15 protein-coding genes are annotated in these 18468 nt (G+C 69.4%); 9 read left to right on the top strand and 6 right to left on the bottom strand.

Going from position 1 to position 18468, the window contains the following annotated elements:
* The first annotated feature begins 245 nt into the window (after positions 1-245).
* The 6 genes from OG392_RS01035 to OG392_RS01010 all read left to right on the top strand — a co-directional run bounded on the left by OG392_RS01035 (position 246) and on the right by OG392_RS01010 (position 6688).
* Positions 246-1187 carry an ABC transporter substrate-binding protein gene (locus OG392_RS01035; RefSeq protein ID WP_329274398.1) on the top strand — a complete coding sequence of 314 codons (942 nt, stop codon included), beginning with the start codon at positions 246-248 and terminating at the stop codon, positions 1185-1187.
* A gap of 2 nt (positions 1188-1189) precedes the next feature.
* Positions 1190-2140 (top strand): amino acid ABC transporter permease, encoded by a 951-nt coding sequence (locus tag OG392_RS01030; RefSeq protein ID WP_443054644.1) that lies wholly within the window; start codon positions 1190-1192, stop codon positions 2138-2140.
* 8 nt (positions 2141-2148) lie between these two features.
* On the top strand, positions 2149-2901 hold the full coding sequence (locus OG392_RS01025; protein WP_329287001.1) for an amino acid ABC transporter ATP-binding protein: 753 nt from the start codon (positions 2149-2151) through the stop codon (positions 2899-2901).
* Positions 2898-4115 carry a M20 family metallopeptidase gene (locus OG392_RS01020; protein WP_329274394.1) on the top strand — a complete coding sequence of 406 codons (1218 nt, stop codon included), beginning with the start codon at positions 2898-2900 and terminating at the stop codon, positions 4113-4115. The genes OG392_RS01025 and OG392_RS01020 overlap by 4 nt, the downstream gene beginning before the upstream one ends.
* A gap of 162 nt (positions 4116-4277) precedes the next feature.
* Complete coding sequence (locus OG392_RS01015) at positions 4278-5567, top strand: cyanophycinase (protein WP_329274392.1); 1290 nt, start codon at positions 4278-4280, stop codon at positions 5565-5567.
* Positions 5568-5728: 161 nt separating this feature from the next.
* Positions 5729-6688: an ABC transporter substrate-binding protein gene (locus OG392_RS01010; protein ID WP_329274390.1), complete on the top strand. Its 960-nt coding sequence runs from the start codon at positions 5729-5731 to the stop codon at positions 6686-6688.
* 99 nt (positions 6689-6787) lie between these two features.
* Here the strand turns inward: OG392_RS01010 and OG392_RS01005 are convergent, their stop codons facing one another.
* The 6 genes from OG392_RS01005 to OG392_RS00980 form a co-directional block, all read right to left on the bottom strand.
* Positions 6788-7666 (bottom strand): MurR/RpiR family transcriptional regulator, encoded by an 879-nt coding sequence (locus OG392_RS01005; protein ID WP_329274387.1) that lies wholly within the window; start codon positions 7664-7666, stop codon positions 6788-6790.
* A 439-nt stretch (positions 7667-8105) separates the two neighbouring features.
* The gene (locus OG392_RS01000; protein WP_329274384.1) at positions 8106-8615 is read right to left on the bottom strand and encodes a hypothetical protein; all 510 of its coding nucleotides are present in this window, start codon (positions 8613-8615) and stop codon (positions 8106-8108) included.
* Between the two features lie 169 nt (positions 8616-8784).
* Positions 8785-9957 carry an alanine racemase gene (gene alr, locus OG392_RS00995; protein WP_329274380.1) on the bottom strand — a complete coding sequence of 391 codons (1173 nt, stop codon included), beginning with the start codon at positions 9955-9957 and terminating at the stop codon, positions 8785-8787.
* 82 nt (positions 9958-10039) lie between these two features.
* The gene (locus tag OG392_RS00990) at positions 10040-11032 is read right to left on the bottom strand and encodes a peptidoglycan DD-metalloendopeptidase family protein (RefSeq protein ID WP_329274377.1); all 993 of its coding nucleotides are present in this window, start codon (positions 11030-11032) and stop codon (positions 10040-10042) included.
* A gap of 183 nt (positions 11033-11215) precedes the next feature.
* A complete protein-coding gene (locus OG392_RS00985) occupies positions 11216-12751 on the bottom strand; it encodes a PucR family transcriptional regulator (RefSeq protein ID WP_329274375.1) in 1536 nt (511 codons plus the stop codon).
* Between the two features lie 132 nt (positions 12752-12883).
* The gene (locus OG392_RS00980; protein ID WP_329274372.1) at positions 12884-14470 is read right to left on the bottom strand and encodes a glycoside hydrolase family 10 protein; all 1587 of its coding nucleotides are present in this window, start codon (positions 14468-14470) and stop codon (positions 12884-12886) included.
* Positions 14471-14906: 436 nt separating this feature from the next.
* On the opposite strand from OG392_RS00980, the gene OG392_RS00975 reads away from it, so the two are divergent.
* The 3 genes from OG392_RS00975 (at position 14907) to OG392_RS00965 (ending at position 18468) form a co-directional block, all read left to right on the top strand.
* Positions 14907-16538, top strand: a complete 1632-nt coding sequence (locus OG392_RS00975; RefSeq protein WP_329274370.1) for a peptide ABC transporter substrate-binding protein — start codon at positions 14907-14909, stop codon at positions 16536-16538.
* A gap of 72 nt (positions 16539-16610) precedes the next feature.
* Complete coding sequence (locus OG392_RS00970; RefSeq protein ID WP_329274368.1) at positions 16611-17537, top strand: ABC transporter permease; 927 nt, start codon at positions 16611-16613, stop codon at positions 17535-17537.
* Positions 17530-18468, top strand: coding sequence for an ABC transporter permease (locus OG392_RS00965; protein ID WP_329274366.1), 939 nt, complete (start codon positions 17530-17532; stop codon positions 18466-18468). Before OG392_RS00970 ends, OG392_RS00965 begins: the two co-directional genes overlap by 8 nt.

Genomic DNA, 18468 nt, shown 5'->3' with positions numbered 1-18468 from the left:
GCGGAACATACAAGTAACGAGCACTCGCCGATAGATGTAAGGCGAAGTTCAGTCATAACGGATCTTCCTTTCCGGAAACAGCATGCCCAAATCACCCAAAATAAACGCAAGTTGAGTTGCTCGTCACGCGTTACGTGAACGTAATGAGACTTACATCTAGCCAACGAACTCGTTGCTCTGTAACTTCGCTGCTGTGCCTGGCGGCCAGATTCCGTCGGCAGAAAATCACCGAGAGGTTCCACGTGATGAACACTCGCTTCGCTCGCCCCACAGCGGCAGCCGCCGCGGCGGCCCTCATGCTCGCGTCCCTGTCCGCCTGCGGAGGCGACGACGCCGCCGCCCCCTCCGGCAAGGTCGTCGTCGCCGGAAAAGAGCTCGTCAAGGACCCGGCCCTGCACGACCTCCTCCCGGAGAAGATCAAGAAGGCCGGTGAGGTCCGCGTCGCGACCGACGTGCCGTACCCGCCCTTCGAGATGTTCGTGAAGGAGGGCGAGAGCACCCTCACGGGTCTGGACTACGACCTGGGCCAGGCGCTCGGCGCGAAGCTCGGCGTGAAGTTCTCCTTCACCCCGCAGAAGTTCGACGGCATCGTCCCCGCCATCCAGGCCGGCAAGTTCGATGCCGCGATGTCGGCCATCACCGACAACAAGGACCGCCAGAAGGTCGTCGACTTCGTCGACTACTCGCAGTCCGGCTCCGGCGTCCTGGTCGCCGACGGCAACCCGGCGAAGGTGACCACCCTGGACGACCTGTGCGGGCGCAAGGTCGCCGTACAGACGGCGACCAATCAGCTCGATCTCCTCAAGTCCCACCAGGCCGCCTGCGCGAAGGCGGGCAAGGCGGAAATCGACATCCAGACCTTCCCCAAGGACTCCGACGCCCAGCTCGCGCTGCGCGCCGGGAAGGTGGTCGCCCAGGTCCTGACCAAGCCCGCCGCCGGCTGGGTCGCCAAGACGGCGGGCAACGGTACGACCTTCGACCTGGTCGAGGACCCCGCCGCGCCGGGCGGCTACAACGCCTCGCCCAACGGAATCGCCGTCAGCAAGCAGCTCCCCGAACTGACGGAGGCGATCGCGCAAGCGCTGCAGGCCCTCATCGACGACGGCGACCTCGTCCACATCTACAACAAGTACGGTGTCGCGACGATCGCCGTCTCCAAGGCCACCAAGAACGCGGCGGTCGACTAAACATGATCGACACCAAGAGCCCCTCCGTGAACGCCTCGAGCGTGCAAGAACTCGAGGTCGTCCCCGTCCGCAACTACGGACGCTGGATCGCCGCGGTCGCCTCACTGGCAGCCCTCGTCGGTCTCGTCGGCTCCCTCGCCAAGAACGACAACCTGCACTGGGACATCGTCGGCGACTACCTGTTCGCCGACCTCATCTTCGACGGCCTGAGCACCACGCTCTGGCTGACCGCCGCCGCCATGCTTCTCGGCCTGGGGCTGGGGACGCTCGTCGCCGTCATGCGGCTCTCCTCGAGTCCCGTGCTGTACGGCCTCGCCAACGCGTTCGTCTGGGTGTTCCGCGGCACCCCGCTCCTCGTTCAGATCATTTTCTGGGGGTACGCCGCTGCCCTGTACAAGTACGTGAAGATCGGTATCCCCTTCACGGATGTCACGTTCTTCCAGGCCGAGACGAACACCCTGCTGACACCGGCGGTCGCTGCCCTGCTCGCCCTCGGGCTCAACGAGGCGGCCTACGCCTCGGAGATCGTCCGCGCCGGTATCCAGTCGGTCGATCCCGGGCAGGCCGAGGCCGCGCACTCGCTCGGCATGCGTCCCGCGCTGACCATGCGCAGGATCGTCCTGCCCCAGGCCATGCGCGTGATCATTCCGCCCATGGGCAACGAGACCATCAACATGCTCAAGATGACCGCCCTCGTCTCGGTCATCTCCGCCCACGACCTGATGTCCAACATCCAGGACGTGTACGCCCAGAACTACCAGGTCATCCCCATGCTGGTGGTCGCCAGTATCTGGTACCTGGCTCTCGTCACCCTCCTCAGCGTGCCCCAGGCGTGGCTGGAACGGCGCTACGGACGCGGGACCAGCCGCGCCGGACACGCCTCGCCGTTCCGCCGGCTGCTCGGCGGAACCGTGGAGCGACTCGGCAAGAACACCAAGGAGCAGAGCCGATGAGCACCCCGATGGTGCGGGCCGAAGGCGTCCGCAAGCACTTCGGAAGGCTGGAGGTCCTCAAGGGCATCGACCTCACCGTCGATCGCGGCCAGGTCTGCTGTCTGCTCGGACCCTCGGGTTCGGGGAAGTCCACCTTCCTGCGCTGTATCAACCACCTGGAGAAGGTCGACGGCGGTCGGCTCGCCGTCGACGGCGAGCTCGTCGGCTACCGCCAGCACGGCAACGCGCTCCACGAACTGCGCGAACGCGAGGTCGCCGACCGCCGACGGGACATCGGCATGGTCTTCCAGCGGTTCAACCTCTTCCCGCACATGACCGCCCTCGACAACGTCATGGAAGCCCCCGTCAAGGTTGCGGGGGTCCCCAAGAAGGAAGCCCGCGAGCAGGCCCATGCCCTGCTCGAACGGGTCGGCCTCGGAGACCGGGCCGAGCACTATCCCGCCCAGCTGTCCGGCGGGCAGCAGCAGCGCGTGGCGATCGCCCGCGCACTCGCCATGAAGCCCAAGCTGATGCTCTTCGACGAGCCGACCTCCGCGTTGGACCCCGAGCTCGTCGGGGACGTCCTCGATGTGATGCGGCAGCTCGCCGCCGACGGCATGACGATGGTCGTCGTGACCCACGAGATCGGCTTCGCCCGCGAGGTCGGCGACACCGCCGTCTTCATGGACGAGGGCGTCGTCGTGGAAGCGGGCGACCCCCGACAGGTGCTCGTTCACCCGGAGCAGGAGCGCACCCGCGCCTTCCTGTCCAAGGTCCTGTGAGCGCCCCCACCCGCCGGCGGGAGAGGCTCGACCGTTTCCTGCACCTGGCCCAGACCCGGCGCCCCCGCTACCTGGGAGACCTCGAACAGCTCGTCTCCATCGACTCCGGTTCCTACAGCGCCGACGGTGTCAACGAAGTGGCCGACTGGGTCGAGCGCCGCCTCGAGCAGCTCGGATTCGACGTCGAACGCGTCAGCTTCCCCCCCTCGCCCGACGGCCGGCGGACCGGCGACGCTCTCATCGGCCGCAGACGGGGCGGACTCCCCGAAGCGGCGGGAGGCCGCAGGATCCTTCTCGCCGGCCACATGGACACGGTCTTCGAGGACGGCACCGCCGCCGACCGGCCCTTCCGCATCGACGGCTCCACGGCGTACGGACCGGGGGTCAGCGACGACAAGGGCGGTCTGCTCGCCGGTCTCACCGCCCTGGAGATCCTCGGCGAGCACGGCATCGAGGCCTACGACGAGCTGGTCTTCCTCGCCACTCCCGACGAGGAGATCGGCTCCCCAGCCAGCCGCCCCCTGATCGAGAGCACCGCCAAGTCGGTGCACTACGGACTCGGCCTCGAATGTGCCCGGGAGAACGGCGACGTCGTCATCGCCCGTAAGGGCGTCGCGGACTTCCGCCTCACCGTCACCGGCCGGGCCGCCCACGCAGGCATCGAGCCCGAGCGCGGAGCGAACGCCGCCCTCGCCGCCGCCCACCTCACCGTCGCCATCCAGGCCCTCAACGGCCACTGGGACGACGTGACCGTCAACGTCGGCGTAGTCCGGGCTGGCACCCGCGCCAACATCGTCTGCCCTGACGCCGAACTGCGCATCGAGGTCCGCGCCGCCACGACGACCGACATCCAGCGCGTCACCCGGGCCATCCAGGAAGCCGCAGACCACCCCGGCGTACCCGGTGTCACCGTCGAGGTCGAGCAGCTCGACCTCTGCCCGCCCATGGAGGACACCTCCGCGTCCCGGCGCATGCTCGAGCACGCGCGCCGCGCTGCCCTCGCGGCCGGCATCGAGCTCGGCGCCGCGGCGACCGGTGGAGTGGGAGACGCCAACCTCATCGCCGGCACCGGAGTTCCCGTCCTCGACGGACTGGGACCCGTGGGAGGAGCCGACCACACCCCCAGGGAGTGGCTCGACACCACCAGCGTGCCCCAGCGCGTCGCCGTACTCGCCGACCTGATCGCCTCCCTCGGCGACGCCGGTACCCCCTGACCAGCCGCCGCACGGCGGAGGACGGTTTCCCTCCTCCGCCGTGAGCGCCTGTCGACCCGGCAAGGTCGACACGGCCCTCACCGGCTTCCCCGTACGCGCCTGTCGGCCCGGCTCGTACACCACGGAAGACCCTCACCCCACCACCCGCAGCCGGAGGCACCCTTGCGCATCCCGTCCGCCACGCGCCGCACCGTCCTCGCCGGCGGTCTCGCCGCCGCACTCCTCACCATCGCTTCCCCCGCCCAGGCCGACCTCCGGCCGTCCCAGGTCCACGCTGGCTCCCTCGTCCTGATCGGCGGAGGCCTCAAGGAGAACAACGCCCAGGTGTACGGGGAGATCATCAAGCGGGCCGGTGGTCCTGAGGCCCGCATCGGCGTCATCACCGCCGCCTCCGTACCCGAGAGCCAGGACCCCCACGCCGACGACCCCGCCCTGTGCAGCAACTCCGCCTGCAACGGCGCCTACTACGCCGACCTCTTCAAGCGGCACGGCGCCGCGGACGCCCAGTGGATCCCCCTCGACATCGACCACGTGATGAACGCGGACTCCGACGCCGTCGTCGCCCAGGTCGAATCCATGACCGGCTTCTTCTTCGGGGGCGGCGACCAGTACCGCTACGTCACCACCCTCCTGCGGGGCGACCGGCAGAAGGACTCCAAGGTCCTCGCCGCCATCCGTGCCAAGCTCGCCCATGGTGCCGTCGTCTCCGGCTCCTCAGCCGGCGCCCAGATCGCCTCCGGCCCCGACATGGTCAGCGGCGGCGAGTCCTACGAGGCCCTCCGCGGCGGCAGCGCACCCGGCTACTTCGACGACCCGGCCCGACTCGGCTACCTCCCCCGGGGAGGGTTCGGCTTCCTCCGCTCCGGACTCATCGACACCCACACGGGCGCCTACGGACGCGAAGGCCGCGCACTGCGACTCGCCTCCGACACCGGGCACGACCGCGTCTACGCCCTTGACGAGAACACCGCCCTGGTCGTCGACCGCCCCGGCACACGCGACGAGCAGGTGACCGTCCTCGGACCCAACGGGGTGGCCGTCCTCGACCTGCGTCAGGCCCGCGCCCAGGCATCCGCCCGCGGCTGGACCCTCCGCAAGGCGCGGTACAGCTACCTCACCGACGGCGACCAGTACGACACCCGCACCTGGAAGGCCCGGGTCGCCGCCGGGAAGCAGGCGCTGACGCCCACGGCCACGACGGCAGTGCCGGCCAACGGCGACATCTTCTACTCCGCCGCGAACCCTGACGGCACCGCGTATTCCTTCCGGACCACGGCCCGAGCCCTCGCGTCGACGCGAGGTCAGGACCGCGCGACCGCGACGACCTTCGAAACCGACCCGCAGTTCACCGTGACCTTCACGAAGGCACGAGGCTTCGCCGCCTTCACCGGCGACGGCGCCACCGCCCGAACGCTCGTCGCCCTGCAGATCGACGTCGCGCCCGGCCGATGAACCAGCGGCGGAGCCAGCGCACCGCGGTGGACCGGCTCCGCCCGCCCTCCCCGACCACGGCGACATCCGCAGCGGGGGCAGCGCACTCAGCCACCGCGACCCGGCTCGCCCCGCTTCCGCTGCTCAGCCGCCCGACCCTCACCCCCGAGAAAGGCCGTTCCATGTCCGTTCGCCCCTTCCCCACGGTGGCCGCACTCGCTGTTCTCACCGCGCTCGGTTCCGGTTGTGCCGGCCCGTCCGACACGACGTCCCCCGCCCCGGACCGGTCCGGTATGGCCGGCCCGGCGGAGGTCCTCCCCGGCCTGACGGTCAAGCCGGATTCGAGGCTCTACGGCATGCTGCCGCCGGCCGTCCGAGCCGCGGGGACGGTCCGGGTCGCCACCGATGTTCCCTACCCTCCCTTCGAGATGTACGCCAAGGAGGGGAGCACCCGGATCACCGGCATCGACCACGACCTCGGCCAGGCCCTGGGCGCCCGCCTGGGAGTCAGGTTCCACTTCGCGCCGCAGAAGTTCGACGGGATCCTCCCCGCCGTCCAGGCAGGGAGGTTCGACGCCGTCATGTCAGCCATGACGGACAAGAAGGCCCGGCAGAATGCGGTGGACTTCGTCGACTACCTCAATGCCGGCCCCGGATGGCTCGTGGCGAAGGGGAACCCCGAGAAGATCACCGTAGTGACAGACGTATGCGGCAAGCCGGTCGGGGTGCAGACCGGAACCAACCATCAGAAGCTGCTGCAGAAGCATCAGGAACTGTGCAAGGCGAAAGGTCTTCCGCCCATGAAGATCCTTGCGTTCTCGAAGGACTCGGAGGCCCAACTGGCGCTCCGCAGCGGCAAGGTAGTCGCCGACTACCTGGACGAGGTCACCGCCGCGTACGTAGCGAGCACCGCGGACGGCGGCACGTCGTTCTCCACGGTGACAGGACGCAAGGCCGTGGGCGAGTACAGCGCCTCCCCGATGGGCATCGGCGTCTCGAAGGACCAGCCGGGCCTCACGGAAGCCATACGGGCCGCCCTGCAGTCCCTCATGGACGACGGTACGTACGGCAAGGTCCTCATCAAGTACCGGGTCCCGAACATCGCGATCACCGAGGCCACCGTCAACGGAGCGCTCGACTGATCCTCCGCTGTCGGCGAGCAGGCACCGACACGAGGCCTTCTGCCGTCTGCCGGGGCCGACCGCCGCCGCCGTCGTGACGCGCCAGTGCGGAACGGTCCCTCACAGGAGTCCGGTGCGCCGGGCGATCCTCTCGGCTTCCTTCATGCGTTCGTGGCCGTCGCCGCCGACACGGTCCAGGACGGCGGCGACGAGCGACTCGACGATCGCCATCGCGGGGGTCAGGCTGTCGTAGGGCGAGTCCGAGTTGACCTGGGTGATGAGAACGACATCCGCGTGGGCGGCGGCGGGGGAGAGCCACGGGTCGGTGAACACGATGACTCTGCCGCCCCGTTCCCGGGCCAGTTCGGCGATCAGTGTCTTGTCGGCCTCGTAGCGCCGGTAGTCGAAAAGGACCGTGACGTCACGACGGCCGAGCTGAGTGAGGAAAGACGTCCGCTCCACGTCCTTGTGGGGGAGGAGGCTCACCTGATCGCGGAACTGCATCAGATGCAGCCCCAGATACTCGGCGAGAAGGTGCGTGAAGCGTCCTCCGGCCAGGTGCACCCGCCGCTTGGGATCGCCGAGGAGGCTCACGGCGTCCTCGAACTCGCGCGGCGCCACCTCGTCGAAAGTCTGCGACACTGCCTGCCGTACGAGCGCCGACCGTTCCCCGAGGTGCGCGGCGAAGGAGCCCTCCTGGGACGCCGTCGCCCGCTGCTCCGCCGGCTCGGCGGCGGTGTACAGGGTGATGGGGGAGGCGTTGCGCGCGTCGAGCTCCTTGCGAAGGGCAGCCTGCAGGTCGGGGAAACCCTTGTACCCGAGTCGCGAGGCGCACCTCAGGACCGTGGGTGCGGACACGCCGGCCCGCTCCGCGATGGTGGCGACGGTCTCGAAGACCGCGGCGGGGTACCCCGCCAGGAGGATGCGCGCGACCTTGCGTTCGGCAGGGCTCAGCTCTCCGAGCCGACTGCGGATCTCGTCGGCCAGCGTGGAACTCATGGCTTTCCCTTCTGCGGCGGGTTGCGCCGAGAGTTGAGCGCAGTCGGACAGGCCGCGTAATCCGGCCTCACACGTTTCAGATCATGGAGCTTCGAAGTGTAAATGTACTGGCTATTACGGAGTCTGCCCACCCCCGTCGGATCCCCTTCCGTCAGCGGACGGCGACGCCCCCGAGCCATGATGGTCTCGGGGGCGCCGTGTCCCGGCAGGCCGCGTCGGAGCCTGGTCCGTACCGGCCGTCCACGGCGAGGGGGTAGGCGTGCGCGCTGTTCGTCAGGGGCGGGGCGCGATGGAGTGCGTATCGCTCTGGCGATCGCTTCCGGAACGCGTGGCAGGCAGGCTGGGCCCGGCTGCCGGCGAACGGTGTGTCCGGCAGTGGGCAGGCGGCGGGTTCGGCCGCCGGCCCGCCCCGCGCGCATCTGGCGGACGGAGGAGGCGGTCAGCAGCCGCCGCAGTTGTAGAAGGTCACGTCCCAGTGGTTCCCTTCGTCGGCGTAGACGTTGCCGGCGCCGGACTGCCACTGCGGGGCCCCGTCACCGCGCAGGCCGATGTAGGTGAAGTTGCCTTGGATGTACGTGGCCAGGCACTTGGCCTTGCCGAAGTCGAGCTTGTAGCCGTTCCAGTGGGAGTACGTGCCGCTCGCGTGACCCGTCTCCGTGCCGCCCGTGATGGTGAGGGCACAGGAGCTCGCGCTCTTGAGGGTCTGCGCGCCCTGGGCGGTGGCGAGGTTGAGTTGCTCGAAGGACGTGCAGGTGGGGTCGTTCCGGTCGGAACAGTTGCCGGAGGACGACCAGGTGATCCCGGAGGCGCTGAACATCGACGCGGCGGTGGCGTGACTGATCTTGGTGACGGCGTGGGCGTCGACGGTGGCGGTGAGAACGCCGAATCCGGGAGCGAACAGGGCACCGGTGACGAGTGCCAGCGCGGTCATGACGGAACGGACCTTCATGCTGATCTCCTGGTTGAGAAGGAACGGTCCTTCGGCGCGGATGCCCCGCGTGAAGGAGGGATCTGGGGTCCGGCGAACCTGGTGACGTGGTGGCAGCGCGCCCGTCGTCCTCGGTGCTGTGCAGGAGAGGCACGCGCGTGGGCGGTGTCGAGGGCGCGCCGTCCGAGGGTCAGGGCGTGGGGTGTTCGTCTCCGCCGTTCACGTACACGCGGGGAACGCGCGTCCCGATACGGGTGACGATGTCGTACACGATGGTGTCGGCCGCCTCGGCCCAGTCCTGGGCCGTCGGTTCGCCCCGGCTTCCGGGTCCGAAGAGGACGGCGGGCGAGCCCGGATCCGGGGTGTCGCCGCCGAGGTCGACCATGAACTGGTCCATGGCTACCTGCCCGGCCACCTGGCGGATGGCGTCCCCGATGAGAACGGGGCCGCGGCCCGAGGCGTGCCGGGGGATCCCGTCCGCGTACCCGAGAGGGATCAGTCCCACGGTCGTCTCGTCCCGGGTGACATGGTGCCGTCCGTACGACACGCCGTGGCCGCCCGGCAGGTGCTTCACCAGGGCCGTGCTCGCCTTCAGCGACATCGCCGGCCGCAGTCCGAGGCGGGCAGGCGTGCCGATGTCGGGTCCGGGCGAGAGTCCGTAGAGGGCGATGCCTGCCCGGACCAGGTCGAAGTGGGCCTCGGAGAGGGTCAGGGTCGCCGCCGAGTTGGCGAGGTGCCGAACCTCGGGCTCGATCCCTGCCCTCTCCGCCTGCTCGACCATCGAGCGGAAGGTGTCCACCTGCGTGGCGTTCAAAGGGTGGCCGGGTACGTCGGCGCAGGCCAGGTGCGACCAGAGGCCGGTGACCTTGACCAGGTCGTCCCCCTGCGCCTCCAGCGCCTCGCCGACGAGCCGAGGCCAGTCGGCGGGCCGGCAGCCGTTGCGGTCCAGCCCTGTGTCCGCTTTGAGCTGGATGCGGGCGGGCCTCCCGGTGGCCCGAGCCGCCGCGCGTACCTCGTCGAGGGCCCACCGGGCGCTCACCGATATGTCGAGCCCGGCCTTGATACCGCGAGCCAACGGATCGCCCGGGGCCCACAGCCAGCACAGTACGGGTACGTCGGTGATGCCCGCGGCCCGCAGGGCGAGTGCCTCGTGAGGCGTGGCCGTGCCCAGCCAGGAGGCACCCGCGGCGAGCGCCGCCCGGGCACAGCGGAGGGCGCCGTGACCGTACCCGTCGGCCTTGACCACGGCCATCAGCTGGACGTGGGGTGCGATGCCGCCGCGGAGCGCCCGGACGTTGTGTCGCAGCGCACCCAGGTCGATCTCCGCGCGGGCCCGGCGGTGAGGTGCGGTTTCCGTGGTCACTGGCTCTCCCTTCGAGAGGCGGGTCCAGCTCCCCCCCCGGGGGAGCACGGAGGGCGATCGCTCGGATCGGCCGCCCTCGGAGTCAGGAGGTGCAGCCTGTCGCGGGAAGGGTCCACGGAGAGGGCGGAGTGACGCCGTCGTACAGAGCGAGAATCTGTTGCTGGGGGCAGACGGACACACCCTGCCGGAAGATGCCGAAGTGGAGATGGGGGCCGGTGGAGTTGCCCGTGTTGCCTGTGTGGGCGACCAGTTGACCGGCTGTCACGCGGGCTCCGGTCTCCACGTCGCGGCTGTCGAGGTGGCAGTACTGGTAGCTGACGCCGTCGTCGCCGTCGATCGCCACGCCAAGGCCGCAGGAGTCGTCCAGTCCGCCGTTGAGGCGGGCGGTGCCCGACGTGATGGCGTAGGCGGGCGTACCCGTCTCGACCGCGATGTCGGCGGCCGGGTAGTCATGGTGCGGCCACAGGAGGCTTTCGCGACCGTCGAAGACAGCCGTACGGGGAATGACGAAGGCGTACGTTCCCAGGGGGCCGGATCCAGGGGTCGAGGCGAGCAGATGCCGCCAGGTGGCGATGTCCACCGTGGTTCCCCCGGTGAGCTGGTGCTGCGCCGTGTAGTTCTGGACCGCGGCGCTCGTCTGCTCCCCGAAGGCACCGTCGGCAGCGAGGACGTACCCGTGCTTGCGGAGCTGGAACTGCAGAGCGCGGACGGCGTTCGCCTGGGTGGAACCGGGAGCGAGGGGGACCACGAGCCTGCTCCAGGTGGCCGGGCCGACGATTCCGTCGGCAGCGAGCCCTTGGCTCTGCTGGTAGGAGATCACGGCGCTTCTGGTCTGTGCGTCGTACTCGGCGTTGGCGCTGACGCCCTTCCCTTGCTGGCGGAGGAGGAACTGGAGGCTGGCGACGTTGTTCCCGGTCGCTCCCTTCTGCAGCAGCGGCCAGTCCGGAACGGCCGCGTGGGCCGGGACAGCGGAGAGCAGCCCGAGGAGCAGGACCGCGACGAGCGTGGTGACCATTGCTCGCGTGTCCCTGTTGCGGAAGCGGTGCGTGGTGGAGACGGCGGATGCCGAGAACATGGACGGTCCCCTCTGCTCGTACGGTTGCCGACCTCGGTGACCTCGACGCGGAACGGGTACTCCGGGAGGCCGGAGCATCGTGGCCGCTCGCTGGGAGTGTGGTCGGCAGCCGTACGGTAGGAACCAGGCCGACTGTCTTGAAATGGACGGGATGTCGATCCGGCCGCAGAGTGCTTGGACTGTTTAGCCCTGTGTGGGGAGGGCGTTCCGGTATCTCTGCTGATGAGGGAGGGGCGTTCCCACCGCACGTGCGGTCAGCGCCAGCCACAGGTCCACCCGGTCTTCGGCACGGTCCTGCTGCCGTCCCGTCAGCCTGGCGACCTTTTCGATGCGGTTCTGGACGGTGTGCCGGTGCAGGCCGAGCAGGGAGGAGGTCTCGGCCCAGGAGCCGTTTGTCTCGAGCCAGACCCGGAGGGTTTCGATGAGCTCTCCTCCGGGGTCGGCCGCGTCGAGCGGCGCCAGCACCGTGTCGGCGAACGCGGCCAGCGTCGCGGGATTTCCGAGGCTGAGCAGGAGCCTGACGGACCCGGCCTCGGAGGCGCTGACAGGACGCCCCAGCTCCGCACTGGAGGACAGGAGGGCGAGCGCCTGGCGCATGGAGAGCGCTGCGTACTGGGGGGCGACCGCCGGGCCGATCCCCGCCGGACGGCCCGGAGCGAAGCGCCGGAGCACCGCCGCGGTGTCCAGGTCTTCCGAGACGACCATCTCCACCCTGCCGCCGGTCACGCGTGCCAGTCCTCCCGGCACGGCCAGGGCGAGGTCCGCCGCGAGCTCGACCGGCTCGCCGGCGGCGAGCACGGCCACGGCCCGAATGGTGGAGGAGGGAACGCCGGCGGTCTGCAGCAGGGAGCGCGCCTGTTCGGCCGTGATGTCGTTCTGGAACAGTCGGGCGAGAAGGGCCGCCCGGCGACGGCGTTGGGGCTCATCCGCCAGGTGGCGGCGCTCCAGTTCGACCGAGAGCAGGGAGACCAGGACGCTGATGAGCAGCCGTGCTTCCGCCGAGTCGGCGTTCAGCAGGATGAGGAAGCCGCGCAGCCTGGTGGTGCCGAGTGGCTGCACGACCAGTCTTCCGCAGGGCAGGTCGGCGCCGCCGCTTCCCCGGAGCCCGTGCAGTGCGACGGTCTCGATCACCGGGGCGGCGTTCGTCAGGAGCTCTTGTCCGTCGGTCCCTGCCGAGCCGAGCAGCCGTCCTGAGGCATCGCAGACGGCGACGCCTGAGTGCACCGCCTGGAACCAGGACGAAAGCAGTCCTTTCAGTCCGTCGCCGGAGGCTGCCGCGGAGGACAGGCGGCGCTGGGTGCGAAGGGTCTTCTCCAGCAGGCGTCGCTCCTCGGACGCGCGGGCGGCGAACACGGCTTTGGTGACGGCGGCGAACGCGACGCCCGGCGGCGCCGTGAGCACGGGCATCCCGGCCAGTTCGGCATGGTGGGCCAAGGCGGCCGGCACGGTCTGCAGGGGAAGGCCGGGGCCCACCCCCACGATGAGGGCGGCTGCCTTTCCGGCACTGAGCTCTTCGACGTACGCCGCACAGTCGCTCTCGTCGCCCGACAGCAGCAGACAGCTGGTCATCACCACTTCGGCGCCCTCGAGCCAGGACGCGGGACGGATGTTCTCGGTGGCGTGCGCTGCCTCGATGACCCGGCCGAGTCCCGAACTCCCCGCCACCAGGCGGAGTCGAAGGGAGGGGATGGCCAACAGGTCGCGAACGGTGAGAGGCATGGGACGCATGGTCCACGAAGCGGTTCGGCCTGTCGACCATATGTCCAGGGCCGCTTCGAAGACCGTCAGACGGAAGCGGGCATGCCACCGACCGCCCCCGGCGTCGGCGGCGGTCGGTCCTGATCGGCGATGTCAGCGCGCGGGGCGAGACAGCCTGCCGTGAAGCTGGACGCGGTCCACGGCTGCCACCGCGTACCAGCATCCGGCCGGAGCTCCGGCGTCGTGGTAGGTGGTTACCTTCCCGCCGGGTACCACCGCGACCAGGGTGTCGCGTCCGGCCTCAGGATGGTGGCCGGGGTATGCCGGGAAGCGGTGTATCGCGTACCGGAAGGGGCTGTGGCCGTTGGTCGGCGCCCCGGCGGAGACGCGGAGGACGGCAGCACCGGTGGAGGATTCTCGCTGGACCGTCACGACGGGCCGGGCCGGGCGGGGCCGCCTGTCCAGACGGCTGGGCAGTGGGCCCAGCACCGGCTCCCTCCAATGGGCCAGCCGCATGGCGGTGAAGTCCCCGACGGGATCCGTCAGGACGTCCTTGGCGCTGAAGAACAGGTCGCCACCGATCTCGAGAAGCGTGGCGTTGAGGGTCAGGTGGCGCGTGAGTTCCTTGCCGTCCTGCCAGGGCGCCGGCTGGCCGGCCGCCCCGGACTTGTAGACCGCCTGCCCGATCCACAGCTCGGTGTCCGTGCCCCTGACGACCTCGGCCCACCACGGTGCGAGGGCCCCGTAGTCGGCCACCGGCAGTCCGATGTGCCAGTACACCTGAGGCGCGATGTAGTCCAGCCAACCCTGCTTCACCCAGCCCCGGGTATCTGCGTGCAGACCGTCGTAGGACTGGAAGGCGGCGGTTCGTGACCCGCGCGGATCCGTCGTGGCATTGCGCCAGACACCGAAAGGGCTGATGCCGAAGAGGGCGTTCGGGCGGATGGCGCGTACGGCGTCTCGCATCTCACGGACCATGAGGTCCACGTTCGAGCGACGCCAGGCGGCCTTGTCCGGGCAGCCCGTCCCGTATTCGCGGAACGTCTCCTCGTCGGGGAAGTCCGAATCCGCTATCGGGTACGGGTAGAAGTAGTCGTCGAAATGCACGCCGTCGATGTCGTAGCGCCGGACGGCGTCGAGCATGGCTTCCTGGCAGAAGCGCCGGGCGGCGGGCACGCCGGGGTCGTAGTAGAGCTTGCCGCCGTAGGACCGGGTCCACTCCGGATGCGTGCGGGCCGGGTGCTGGGGGTCGAGTGCGGACGGGTCTGCCTGCATCGACACCCGGTAGGGGTTGAACCACGCGTGAAAGGCGAGGCCCCGCTGGTGGGCCGTCTCGACCATGAAGGCCAGCGGGTCGTATCCCGGGTCCCGCCCCTGCGTACCGGTGAGCCACTGAGACCAGGGTTCGAAGGGCGAGGGCCAGAACGCGTCGGCTGTCGGCCGGATCTGCACGAACAGGGCGTTGAAACCCAGGGCGAGGGCGTCGTCCGCCAGGCGTACGAACTCCGCGCGTTGCGCGGCGGGGTCGAGGTCTGTGCGGGACGGCCAGTCGATGTTGACAACGGACGCGATCCAGAGCCCTCGCATCTGCCTCCTGAAGCCGGGGCCGGAGGGCACGGCCGCGTGAGCTGCGACGGGGGTGAGCGCCGCGGTGCAGCCGGCCGCGGCGAGGGCGGTGAGCACGGCTCGGCGGTCGACCTCAGGACGGAGCGATGATCCGGTCGCGTCTGTCGATGACATGGCTTCCTCCGCGGGGGGAAGGGACTTCGGCCTGTGCAAGGGACGGTGCCGCTTGGGGTGTCGAGAGAGTCCGGGCGGTGGGGCGCGAGGAGCGCGGCCTCCGCGCGGGAGTAACGACCATAACTCTGGCCGTTCGAAGACTCCATATGTATCTTCTGTTTCAGCTTTCGGGGCTCACGTCGCGCAACGGGAACGCTCCCTGTCGAACGCGTGGACCGGCGTCGGCTCCCGGCGACAAGCGCTCGCCGCTGCCTCCGGCCATGCTCCGCCCGAAGGGCGCGAGCGGGCAACGACCTGATGTCCACGAAGCAGAGAAGAGCCTGGACATTCTGTCGATCGCCCGCCCGTCCGCCACATACCTACCGTGTCGCCCCTGCCTCACTCCACGAGCCGTCCGTCAGCTGCCCCGTCCAGGGCTGCTCACCGCCCTCCCGAAATGAGCACAGCGCACATGAACACCGCCCGCTCCACCGCCCTGGCGGCATCGGTCGCCCTCACCCTCACCCTGGTCGGCACGGCCTGCGGACCGGCAGAGTCGACGAAGCCGAACAACGCGCCCAACAAGCCCGGCGGCGCCTACTCGGTGGCGCTGACGGAGCCGGACCACCTCCTGCCAGGTCGGACGACCAGCAGCTACTCCCTGCAGGTTCTGCAGGGGCTCTTCGACCCGCCCGCCTCTCTCGACCCGAAGAACGGCACCGTCAAGCCGCTGGCCGCCCTTTCCTGGCTCACCGAGGACAACGTCGTCTGGACCATCACATTCAGATCCGGCACCACCTTCCACAACGGCGAGAAGGTCACGGCCGCCAGTTACGCGGACGCGTGGAACGCCGCCGCCTACGGGCCGAACGGCTGGGACAGCAACTACTACTTCGCCCAGATCAAGGGATACGACGCGCTCAACCCGACGGAAGAGGGCGCCAAGCCGACCGCCCGGACCCTGTCGGGGCTCAAGGTCGTCGATGAGACGACCCTGCAGGTCACCCTGAAGGCCCCCTTCGGCCAGTTCCCGATGCTGCTGTCCTTCCCCGCCTTCGCCCCCCTCCCCAAGGCGGCCGTCGCCAAGCCGGACGCCTTCGACGTCGCGCCGATCGGCAACGGCCCCTACCAGCTCGACGGCCAGTGGGAGCGCAACCAGAAGATCAAGCTGAAGAAGTTCCCCGGCTACGGCGGGCCCCGCGAAGCCATGGCCGACCGCATCGACTTCAAGATCTACACGAGCCGTGAGACCGCCTTCACCGAACTGCAGGCCGGCAACGTGGACGTCCTGACGACGGTCCCGGCCGCCAACTCGATGCAGGCCAAGCGCCTTTTCGGAGACCGCTTCTCCATACGCCCCAGCGGAACCATGGACTACCTCGGCCTGCCGGTGAAGGACCCCCGCTTCGCGGATCCCCGGATCCGCAAGGCCATCTCCATGGCCATCGACCGCCAGGGCATCACCCAGGCCATCTACAACGGCGTCTACAAGCCCGCCACCTCGATCGTCGGCGACATGATCCCCGGCCACCGCCCCGAGGCGTGCGGCAAGACCTGTGCCTACGACCCGGCCGCCGCCAAGAAGCTGCTCGACGAGGCCGGCGGCTTCGAGGGCCCGCTGGAGCTCTACTTCTCGAACTCCGACGCGACCTACGAGCAGTGGATGACCTCCGTCGCCAATCAGCTCAAGGACAACCTCGGCATCCAGGACGTCAGGTTCCGCAAGATGGCCCCCGCCGACCTGTCCTCGCTGCTCAACGAGGGCCGGAACAAGGGGCCCTTCCGGCAGAACTGGGTGATCGACTACCCCAGCATCCAGAACTACCTGGACGGCCTCTACTACCCGGGCAACCGATCGGGCTGGAGCAACCGCGAGTTCGACGCGCTCGTGGCGAAGGGCAACGCCGCCAAGGGAACCGAGGCCATCGCGGCCTACCAGCAGGCGGAGGACATCGCGTTGCGCGACCTGCCGTACATCCCGCTGTGGAACTGGCAGGACCAGTCTGCCTGGAGCGACCGCATCGGGAACGTCGTGATCGACTCCTACGCCGCGGGCCTCCACCTGGACCGCGTCACTGTCAACGACTGAGGCCGTCACCGACCCTCTGCCCGCGCTCCTCCGGGAGCGTCGCGCAGACCGATTCCCTGGGGGCCGTCCGTCGTGTGGAGATTCGTCGCCCGTCGCCTGCTGCATGCCCTGCCCGTACTCCTGGGCACCACCTTCCTCATCTACACCCTCGTCTTCGTCCTGCCGGGCGACCCGATCCAGGGTCTCGCCGGCGACAAACCCGTCCCACCGGCGGTACTCGCCGAGCTGCACGCCCGCTACCACCTCGACGACCCGCTGTGGATGCAGTACACGCACTATCTCGCCGGCCTCCTCACCGGGGATCTCGGAACCACCTTCACCGGCCGCGAGGTGTCGGACCTCCTCGCGGACCGGTGGGCCATCACCCTGCAACTCGGCCTGACCGCCTGGGTCCTGGAGCTCGTCTTCGGTATGGCCCTCGGCGTATGGGCAGGTCTGCGCAAGGGAAAGTGGGACGACAGCGCGGTGCTCTTCGGCACCACGCTGATCATCTCCGTCCCCGTCTTCGTCGTCGGATACCTGGCCCAGCTCGTCTTCGGCGTACAGCTCGGCTGGCTGCCGGTGGCGGGCACCGAGGGCGGCTGGCCCCTGGCCTTCCTCCTGCCCGGCCTCGTCCTGGCCTCCTTCGGACTCGCCTACGTCGCCCGGCTGACGCGCAGTTCCCTCATCGAGAACCTCCGGGCCGACTACGTGCGCACCGCCCACGCGAAGGGGCTGAGCCGGCGGCGCGTCGTGGTCAAGCACACCCTGCGCAACTCCCTCATCCCGGTGGTCACCTTCCTCGGACTGGAGCTGGGCGGTCTCATGGCCGGCGCCATCGTCACCGAGTACATCTTCAACCTGCCGGGCGTCGGCCAGCAGCTCTTCCAGTCCATCCAGCTGCGGGAAGGCCCCGTGGTCGTGGGCACCACCACCGCCCTCGTGCTCATCTTCCTGCTCGCCAACCTGCTCGTGGACCTGCTCTACGGGCTGCTCGACCCGAGGATCCGTCATGACTGACACCACCAGGACCCTGGAGGCCACGAGCGACGCAGCCGAGGGCACGGCCCCCGACACGACGTCCCCGCCGTCGCGGCAGCGGGCCTCCCTCAGCAAGGACGCGTGGCTCGAACTACGACGGCGCCCCACGGTGTGGGCCGCCCTGATCACCCTGCTCGTCATGACGGCCATGGCCCTGGCGCCCGGCGCGTTCACGTCGCTGTTCACCGAGGCCGGAGACCGGTGCGACCTGGCCCACTCCAAGCTCGGTCCCTCCGCCGGCCATCCCTTCGGATTCGACCTGCAGGGGTGCGACTACCTCGTCCAGGTCATCCGCGGAACCCGGCCCTCCCTGCTGGCCGGCCTGGTCGTCACCGCGGCCTCCCTGGTCATCGCCGTCGTCCTCGGCCTCCTGAGCGGCTTCCACGGTGGCTGGCTCGACGCACTCGTCTCCCGGATCACCGACATCTTCTTCGGCCTGCCCTTCGTGCTCGGCGCCACCGTCATCCTGGTCGCCTTCCCCGACCACGGGCTCGGCGCCATGATCCTGGTCCTGACCGTGCTCGGTTGGACGACCATGACACGCATCATGCGTTCTCAGGTCATCGCGCTGGCCGACGCCGACTACGTGAGAGCCGCCCGCATGCTCGGGGCACGGCCCACCCGTCTCATGCTGCGCCACATCCTCCCCAACGCCATCACCCCCGTCATCGTCGTCGCCATGCTCAATGTCGGAGCGGTCATCTCGGGCGAAGCGACGCTCGACTTCCTCGGAGTGGGCCTGCAGTACCCCCAGGTCTCCTGGGGACTGCAGCTGAACGCTGCCCAGGCCTTCGTACTCGACTATCCCCACCTGCTCCTCTTCCCCGCCCTCTTCCTGTCCGCGACCGTCCTGAGCTTCATCCTCCTCGGGGACGCCCTGCGCGACGCCTTCGACCCCCGGCTGAAATGA

This window comes from Streptomyces sp. NBC_00691, from assembly GCF_036226665.1.
GTDB lineage: Bacteria > Actinomycetota > Actinomycetes > Streptomycetales > Streptomycetaceae > Streptomyces.
This window is presented reverse-complemented; position numbering and strand designations above follow the sequence as displayed.